General features: G+C 51.1%; 13 protein-coding genes. 10 read left to right on the top strand and 3 right to left on the bottom strand.

The genetic code is table 11. The features are described 5' to 3' along the window. The 8 genes from fliL to rcsA all read left to right on the top strand — a co-directional run. Nucleotides 1-356: flagellar basal body-associated protein FliL (gene fliL / locus FDW87_RS17535; protein ID WP_252363232.1), on the top strand; the 356-nt coding region annotated here is incomplete at its 5' end. Between the two features lie 4 nt (nucleotides 357-360). After that, complete coding sequence (fliM, locus tag FDW87_RS17530) at nucleotides 361-1,365, top strand: flagellar motor switch protein FliM (RefSeq protein ID WP_003030434.1); 1,005 nt, start codon at nucleotides 361-363, stop codon at nucleotides 1,363-1,365. Continuing rightward, nucleotides 1,362-1,775 (top strand): flagellar motor switch protein FliN, encoded by a 414-nt coding sequence (gene fliN, locus FDW87_RS17525; RefSeq protein WP_003030433.1) that lies wholly within the window; start codon nucleotides 1,362-1,364, stop codon nucleotides 1,773-1,775. Before fliM ends, fliN begins: the two co-directional genes overlap by 4 nt. After that, nucleotides 1,775-2,152, top strand: coding sequence for a flagellar biosynthetic protein FliO (fliO, locus tag FDW87_RS17520; RefSeq protein WP_029139581.1), 378 nt, complete (start codon nucleotides 1,775-1,777; stop codon nucleotides 2,150-2,152). The genes fliN and fliO overlap by 1 nt, the downstream gene beginning before the upstream one ends. Beyond that, nucleotides 2,152-2,889, top strand: coding sequence for a flagellar type III secretion system pore protein FliP (gene fliP / locus FDW87_RS17515; RefSeq protein ID WP_006684053.1), 738 nt, complete (start codon nucleotides 2,152-2,154; stop codon nucleotides 2,887-2,889). The genes fliO and fliP overlap by 1 nt, the downstream gene beginning before the upstream one ends. Before the next feature lie 9 nt (nucleotides 2,890-2,898). Further along, on the top strand, nucleotides 2,899-3,168 hold the full coding sequence (gene fliQ, locus FDW87_RS17510; RefSeq protein WP_003030425.1) for a flagellar biosynthesis protein FliQ: 270 nt from the start codon (nucleotides 2,899-2,901) through the stop codon (nucleotides 3,166-3,168). Nucleotides 3,169-3,176: 8 nt separating this feature from the next. Then, entirely contained in the window at nucleotides 3,177-3,962 is a 786-nt protein-coding gene (fliR, locus tag FDW87_RS17505) for a flagellar biosynthetic protein FliR (protein ID WP_016153496.1), read from the top strand. A gap of 289 nt (nucleotides 3,963-4,251) precedes the next feature. Continuing rightward, the gene (gene rcsA, locus FDW87_RS17500) at nucleotides 4,252-4,875 is read left to right on the top strand and encodes a transcriptional regulator RcsA (protein ID WP_016153497.1); all 624 of its coding nucleotides are present in this window, start codon (nucleotides 4,252-4,254) and stop codon (nucleotides 4,873-4,875) included. A 54-nt stretch (nucleotides 4,876-4,929) separates the two neighbouring features. Here the strand turns inward: rcsA and dsrB are convergent, their stop codons facing one another. Then, entirely contained in the window at nucleotides 4,930-5,118 is a 189-nt protein-coding gene (gene dsrB, locus FDW87_RS17495; RefSeq protein WP_016156846.1) for a protein DsrB, read from the bottom strand. A gap of 163 nt (nucleotides 5,119-5,281) precedes the next feature. Here dsrB and yodD point away from each other — a divergent pair, with 163 nt between their 5' ends. After that, the gene (gene yodD, locus FDW87_RS17490) at nucleotides 5,282-5,509 is read left to right on the top strand and encodes a YodD family peroxide/acid resistance protein (RefSeq protein WP_003030417.1); all 228 of its coding nucleotides are present in this window, start codon (nucleotides 5,282-5,284) and stop codon (nucleotides 5,507-5,509) included. A gap of 206 nt (nucleotides 5,510-5,715) precedes the next feature. Here yodD and FDW87_RS17485 read toward each other — a convergent pair whose 3' ends face one another. Together FDW87_RS17485 and FDW87_RS17480 are read right to left on the bottom strand one after the other, a co-directional pair. Further along, nucleotides 5,716-5,898 carry a YodC family protein gene (locus FDW87_RS17485; RefSeq protein ID WP_016153498.1) on the bottom strand — a complete coding sequence of 61 codons (183 nt, stop codon included), beginning with the start codon at nucleotides 5,896-5,898 and terminating at the stop codon, nucleotides 5,716-5,718. 77 nt (nucleotides 5,899-5,975) lie between these two features. After that, nucleotides 5,976-6,887, bottom strand: a complete 912-nt coding sequence (locus FDW87_RS17480; protein WP_016156847.1) for a DUF808 domain-containing protein — start codon at nucleotides 6,885-6,887, stop codon at nucleotides 5,976-5,978. Between the two features lie 178 nt (nucleotides 6,888-7,065). On the opposite strand from FDW87_RS17480, the gene yedA reads away from it, so the two are divergent. Then, the gene (yedA, locus tag FDW87_RS17475; protein ID WP_047502067.1) at nucleotides 7,066-7,986 is read left to right on the top strand and encodes a drug/metabolite exporter YedA; all 921 of its coding nucleotides are present in this window, start codon (nucleotides 7,066-7,068) and stop codon (nucleotides 7,984-7,986) included. Nucleotides 7,987-7,995: the final 9 nt, after the last annotated feature.

Below are 7,995 nucleotides of genomic sequence, written 5' to 3'. Positions count from 1 at the left end.
AGCAGCAGCCGTCCGCCAGCGTCAAAGCGGAACCGGCTCCACCGCCAGCCCCGGTATTCTTTGCGCTGGATACCTTTACCGTCAATCTGGGTGATGCGGACCGTGTACTGTATATCGGTATCACGCTGCGCATGAAAGACGAGGCAACGCGTTCACGTCTTAACGAATATCTGCCGGAAGTGCGCAGCCGCTTGCTGCTGCTGTTCTCTCGCCAGAACGCGGCTACGCTCGCCACCGAAGAAGGTAAGCAACAGCTCATTGCCGCCATCAAAGAGACGCTCGCGACTCCGCTCGTTGTTGGGCAACCCAAACAGGTTGTCACCGACGTTCTTTATACAGCTTTTATTCTGCGGTAAAGACATGGGCGACAGTATTCTTTCTCAGGCTGAAATCGACGCATTGCTTAATGGCGATAGCGAAACTAAAGACGAACCCATTTCCGGTATCGCAAAAGAAAGCGATATTCGTCCTTACGATCCCAACACACAGCGCCGCGTAGTACGTGAGCGTTTACAGGCGCTGGAGATCATTAACGAACGCTTCGCGCGCCAGTTCCGTATGGGATTATTTAACCTGTTGCGCCGTAGCCCGGATATTACCGTGGGTGCGATCCGTATCCAGCCATACCACGAGTTTGCGCGCAACTTACCGGTTCCGACCAACCTGAACTTAATCCACCTGAAGCCGCTGCGCGGTACGGGTCTGGTGGTGTTCTCACCGAGTCTGGTATTTATCGCCGTCGATAACCTGTTCGGCGGTGATGGCCGCTTCCCGACGAAAGTGGAAGGCCGTGAATTTACCCATACCGAACAGCGCGTTATCAACCGCATGCTGAAGCTGGCGCTGGAAAGCTACAGCGACGCGTGGAAGGCCATCAATCCGCTGGAAGTGGAATACGTTCGTTCCGAGATGCAGGTGAAATTTACCAATATCACCACGTCTCCTAACGATATTGTGGTCAATACCCCATTCCACGTTGAAATTGGCAACCTGACCGGTGAATTTAACATCTGTCTGCCATTCAGCATGATTGAACCGTTGCGTGAGCTGCTGGTGAACCCGCCGCTGGAAAACTCGCGTAATGAAGATCAGAACTGGCGCAATAATCTGGTGCGTCAGGTTCAGCATTCTGAGCTGGAGCTGGTGGCAAACTTTGCTGACATTCCGCTGCGGCTATCCCAGATTTTAAAACTGAAACCCGGCGATGTACTGCCGATTGAAAAACCCGACCGCATTATTGCTCATGTGGACGGCGTGCCTGTACTGACCAGCCAGTATGGCACGGTGAACGGTCAGTATGCGTTACGCGTAGAACATCTGATAAACCCGATTTTGAATTCGCTGAATGAGGAACAGCCCAAATGAGTGATATGAATAATCCGTCCGATGAGAACACTGGTGCATTGGACGATCTGTGGGCTGACGCGTTAAACGAGCAAAAAACCACGCCCACCAAAAGTGCGGCCGATGCGGTATTCCAGCAGTTAGGTGGCGGCGACGTCAGCGGTGCCTTGCAGGACATCGACCTGATCATGGACATTCCGGTCAAACTGACCGTCGAATTGGGCCGAACCCGCATGACCATCAAAGAGCTGCTGCGTCTGACGCAGGGTTCGGTCGTCGCGTTGGATGGTCTGGCGGGCGAGCCGCTGGATATCCTGATCAACGGTTACCTGATTGCCCAGGGTGAAGTGGTGGTTGTCGCAGACAAATACGGCGTACGTATCACCGACATTATTACCCCATCTGAACGCATGCGCCGTCTGAGCCGTTAATCATGAATACCCAGGCTACAGTTTCTCAGCCAGCCGCCGTACCCGGCTCACCGCTGGTTCAGGTAAGCGGCGCGCTGCTTGGGATCATCGTATTGATCCTGGCTGCAGCCTGGGTGATTAAGCGTATGGGGTTTGCCCCCAAAAGCGCCGGTACGCGCGGACTGAAAGTTGCGGCAAGTACCTCACTGGGTCCACGTGAGCGCGTGGTGATTGTTGAGGTTGAAGATGCGCGCCTGGTACTGGGCGTCACGGCCTCGCAAATTAACGTGCTGCACACCCTGCCCCCGGCGCCTGCTGATGCAGAAGAAAAACCGGCCTCCCCCGCGGATTTCCAGGCCATGATGAAGAGTTTGCTTAAGCGTCCCGGGAGATCCTGATGCGCCGTTTGTTATCTATCACGCTGGCAGGCTTATGGCTTTTCAGCCCAGTAGCCCTCGCCCAGCTCCCGGGTCTGGTTAGCCAGCCGCTGCCTGGCGGCGGACAAAGCTGGTCTTTGCCCGTGCAAACGCTGGTGTTTATCACCTCGCTGACGTTCCTGCCCGCCATTTTATTGATGATGACCAGCTTCACCCGCATCATCATCGTTTTCGGTCTGTTACGAAATGCGCTGGGAACCCCTTCGGCCCCCCCGAACCAGGTGCTACTGGGCCTGGCGCTATTTTTGACCTTTTTCATCATGTCGCCGGTAATCGACAAAATCTACGTCGACGCATATCAGCCGTTCAGCGAAGAGAAAATCTCTATGCAGGAAGCCATGGAGAAAGGCGCACAGCCGCTGCGCGAGTTTATGTTGCGCCAGACCCGTGAAGCCGATCTGGCACTCTTCGCGCGCTTAGCAAACAGCGGTCCCCTACAGGGACCAGAAGCCGTACCGATGCGGATTTTGCTTCCAGCCTATGTCACCAGCGAGCTGAAAACGGCATTCCAGATAGGCTTTACCATTTTTATTCCGTTTCTGATTATCGACCTGGTCATCGCCAGCGTGCTGATGGCGCTCGGGATGATGATGGTCCCCCCGGCCACGATCGCGCTACCGTTCAAGCTGATGCTGTTTGTGTTGGTAGACGGTTGGCAGTTGCTTGTCGGCTCGCTAGCTCAAAGCTTTTACAGTTAGAGGCGCGAAATGACACCTGAATCGGTCATGATGATGGGCACAGAGGCGATGAAAGTCGCCCTGGCCCTTGCCGCGCCTTTGCTGTTGGTCGCCCTCGTTACAGGTCTTATCATCAGTATTTTGCAGGCGGCGACCCAGATAAACGAAATGACGCTGTCCTTCATTCCCAAAATTGTCGCGGTTTTTATCGCCATCATTGTTGCCGGCCCGTGGATGCTTAACCTGCTGCTCGACTACGTGCGTACGCTGTTCAGCAATATCCCCTACATCATCGGGTAGATGACATTATGCTGCAGGTGACCAGCGTTGAGTGGCTCCACTGGCTGAATCTTTACTTCTGGCCTTTGCTGCGCATCCTGGCGCTCATCTCAACGGCTCCAATTCTCAGCGAGCGCGCGATCCCCAAACGAGTAAAACTGGGGCTGGGGTTAATGATAACCGTCGTTATCGCTCCGTCGATTCCCCCGGTAGACGTCCCTATCTTTTCTATCGTGGCGCTATGGCAGGCAATGCAACAAATCCTGATCGGCATCGCTCTGGGCTTCACTATGCAGTTTGCCTTCGCGGCAGTACGTACCGCCGGGGAATTGATTGGTCTGCAAATGGGTCTCTCCTTCGCAACCTTCTTTGATCCCGGCAGCCGTCTGAATATGCCGGTACTGGCGAGACTGATCGACATGCTCGCCATGCTGTTATTCCTGACTTTTAACGGCCATTTGTGGCTTATTTCGCTGTTGGTGGATACATTTCATACCTTGCCAATCGGCGGCAATCCGGTGAACAGCAATGCGTTTCTCGCGCTGGCGCGGGCGGGTAGCCTGATTTTCCTCAACGGGCTAATGTTGGCCCTGCCGATAATGACGCTGCTACTCACCCTAAACCTCGCACTCGGTCTGCTGAATCGCATGGCTCCTCAGCTGTCGATTTTCGTCATCGGTTTTCCACTCACCCTCGCCGTGGGTATTTCATTAATGGCAGCCCTGATGCCATTAATTGCGCCATTCTGCGAGCGATTATTCAGCGAAATTTTTAATTTGTTGGCTGATATTGTCAGCGAAATGCCCGGAAAATAATAACCCTTAATTTTTACCCTGTTTTACTAAGGATTGTCCTAAATTTAAAAAGTGACAACATCCACCAGGATATCTCTGTCGCGGTTTATTTATTATTGACTCACTCACATAACGCAACATTTACTTTACTTTAAGATGTTTCCTGGCAAATTATACGCAACTTTACGGGATAGTAATTTCGCCTGAAAAACAGCGAAAGCGTCATCTTGGGTCGTTATTATTCCGTTTAGTTGTGATGAAAATAATCAGGTAAGGGGAATTATCGTTACGCATTGAGTGAGGGTATGCCATGTCAACGATTATTATGGATTTGTGCAGTTACACCCGGCTAGGGTTGACCGGATATCTGGTAAGTCGGGGGGTGAAGAAAAGGGAAATCAACAACATTTCCAACGTTGAGGAGCTCAGTCTCGCCTGTGTCTCTCAACAGCCCGCTGTGGTGTTTATTAATGAGGACTGCTTTATCCACGATCCTGCTAATAGCCAGCAAATAAAGCAAATCATTAATCAGCATCCCGGCACATTATTTATTGTGTTTATGGCAATTGCCAACGTGCATTTTGATGAGTATCTATTAGTCAGAAAAAATTTATTGATTAGTTCTAAGTCGATTAAACCAGATTCACTGGATGAACTCCTTGGCGATATTCTGAAAAAAGAAGTAGATTTTGTCATTGATGTGAATCTACCGACATTATCATTGAGCCGTACCGAGTCCAGCATGCTACGCATGTGGATGGAGGGTCAGGGAACAATACAGATATCCGACCAAATGAATATCAAGGCCAAGACCGTGTCATCCCATAAGGGGAATATAAAACGAAAGATAAAGACGCATAATAAGCAAGTTATCTATCACGTTGTGAGACTCACCGATAACGTTACCAATGGTATCTTTGTGAATACGCGCTAACACGTTCTGACTGGTGGCGAATCCACCAGTCAGGATCATGCAGCAAAACTCACCTTATTCTACTTTTTCCACGAAGATACCATCCTGATGACCTGTTTCATTAAAGAACCAGATACCGAGCGGGTAGTCTTCCAGCGAAACCAGGTACATGGTGCCTTCACTAAACTCTTCGATAGCCAGTACCACGCCCGGTCGACGAGGACCGCCGTCCGTTTTGACTGTGACCCGATCATTCACCTTCATAGTTTTCCTCCTGTGGCTTTGTGCCAGTGTAGAACAATTTCCTTTTTCTGGCAGCGCCCGCCTCGCGCGATTGCGGGTTTTATCGACGGTCTATACTTAAGTTGTGCGTATCTGATGTTTGGATGCGCTCCCCCGGTATCCTTAACGGTTGAGAGGTATGAGGATGAAAACCGCGAAAGAGTACAGCGATACGGCCAAACGTGAAGTCAGCGTCGATGTGGACGCGCTACTGAAGGCAATCAACGAAATCTGCGAGAGTGAAATTCATCGCAGTCAGGATGACCCTGAACGCGTCAGCGTCGACGGACGTGATTACCACACGTGGCATGAACTGGCCGACGCGTTCGAGCTTGATATCCATGATTTTAGCGTGTCGGAGATCAATCGCTGACTGAGGGCGAAAAAAATCCCGGCCCTTATCGGGTCGGGATCAAGCTTGCTTATGCAAGAAGCACTTGAAAATTCGTTACACCAGGAAATCTGATGTGAAACAAACCTTATCTGCAATTTTTTTGCCTGACAAGTAAATAATTCTCACCAAAATGATAAATATAACTAATGATTGAAAGATCACCCGGTTACGCGCACCCCAGGTGTTCAGGCATCCTGGCAGAGCTTTCTTCGCTCGCCCGGCACCAGTTCATCTTCACGGAATGCTTCCCGTTTGACGCCAAAGCCGTCGTACCAGCGACACTCCACCATTCCGCTGGCATACCCGGTAACGATCATGCGTGGGCCACCCTCTTTGGAGGTGACTTCCTCACTGACAGAAAAGACCATACCTGCCTCCTGTATCAAGAGAAACCTTTACACCTTAGACGACAAAGAAGGGTTTTGCGTAATCAACCCTGCGACAATTAGTGCGAAACTCCGCGCACTCTGGCGACACCTTTCACCAGCAGCACCACTATTGCGCCAATGATAAATCCGAGCACCAGATTCAGCAGGGTCGGAAGCATCAGCGCAATCAATGCACTTTGCTGTTGGGCAAAATGTTCAATCGCATGATGCAGCGGTGTTATTCCGTGCACCACAATTCCGCCGCCAACCAAAAACATCGCCAGCGTGCCGACCACGGAAAGTGTTTTCATAAGCCAGGGAGCAACGACCAGCAACCCTTTACCCAGCGACTGGGCCAGCGTACTGCGCTTTTCTGCCAACCAGTATCCGATATCATCGAGCTTAACGATAATCCCGACCAGGCCGTAGACCCCCACTGTCACCACTAACGCGATGCCAGATAACACCAACACCTGATTCAACAATGGCGCATCCGCTACAATCCCCAGCGTAATCGCGACAATCTCAGCAGATAAAATAAAGTCGGTACGTATCGCCCCTTTGATTTTGTCTTTCTCAAAGGTGAGTGGATCCTGCGCTGCCAAAGATGTCAGACGCTGCTGACGCTCTTCCGGGGTTTCTTTGTGCTTACGCGCTTCCAGGGTATGGAGAACTTTTTCTACACCTTCAAAACAGAGGAACGCCCCGCCTACCATTAATAAGGGGGTGATCGCCCAGGGAATGAAGGCGCTTATCAATAGCGCCAACGGCACAAGGATAACTTTGTTAACAAACGATCCTTTCGCGACGCTCCAGACCACCGGGAGTTCGCGGTTCGCCCGCACACCCGACACCTGCTGCGCGTTAAGCGACAGATCATCTCCCAGCACACCCGCGGTTTTTTTCGCGGCCAGTTTTCCCATGACAGAGATATCATCCAGCAAGGTGGCGATATCATCGAGTAAGGTCAATAAGCTACTTCCTGCCAAAATTTTTACCCTCAATATTATTTTTTTGCAGTCATAAGTATGAAGTAAAACACGCAATGCTGAAACTGACCTTTCTGGTCAACAAATTTTTAACATCAGCACGTAATTATAAATCTCGCCAGCAAGATAGTTTTGACGTTTACTATGTTGCACCTTTTTATTTCCACCGTGAGGGATTATGCGTTTCAGGCAATTGCTACCGCTTTTCAGTGCGCTTTTCGCGCTGTACATCATTTGGGGTTCCACGTACTTCGTTATTCGCATTGGCGTTGAAAGCTGGCCGCCGTTGATGATGGCTGGCGTTCGTTTTCTCTCTGCGGGGATTTTATTAACAGCATTCTTACTTATCCGCGGACATAAGCTGCCGCCTCTGCGCGTGCTCTTGAACGCCGCGTTAATTGGTATCCTGCTGCTGGCTGTCGGTAACGGACTGGTCACCGTCGCAGAACATCAAAACGTCCCTTCCGGTATTGCCGCCGTAGTGGTCGCTACCGTCCCGCTGTTTACGCTGTGTTTTAGCCACTTTTTTGGCATCAAAACACGCAAACTTGAATGGATGGGGATCGCAATTGGACTCGCGGGGATCATCATGCTGAACAGCGGTGGTAATTTGAGTGGTAATCCATGGGGAGCAATTTTAATCCTGATAGGTTCGATAAGCTGGGCGTTTGGCTCAGTGTACGGCTCGCGCATAACGTTACCCGTTGGCATGATGGCCGGAGCCATTGAAATGTTAGCCGCCGGTATTGTGCTGATGTGCGCCTCGCTGATTTCCGGGGAAAAGTTGACCACTATGCCGACGTTTTCAGGCTTTATGGCGGTCGCCTATCTGGCCGTGTTTGGTTCTATTATTGCCATCAACGCGTATATGTACTTGATCCGCAACGTCAGCCCGGCATTAGCCACTAGCTATGCCTACGTTAATCCGGTTGTCGCCGTACTGTTAGGTACCGGCCTGGGAGGAGAAAGTCTGGCGCCCATCGAATGGCTGGCGCTTGGCGTGATTGTATTTGCGGTGGTACTGGTCACACTCGGTAAATACCTATTTCCCGTTAAAGCGGACGCCGTTGCGACCCCGTCGGAAAAGACGTTACAGTAAATGAATACC

The organism is Citrobacter sp. wls826, from assembly GCF_005281245.1.
Classification (GTDB): Bacteria; Pseudomonadota; Gammaproteobacteria; order Enterobacterales; family Enterobacteriaceae; genus Citrobacter; species Citrobacter braakii.
This window is presented reverse-complemented; position numbering and strand designations above follow the sequence as displayed.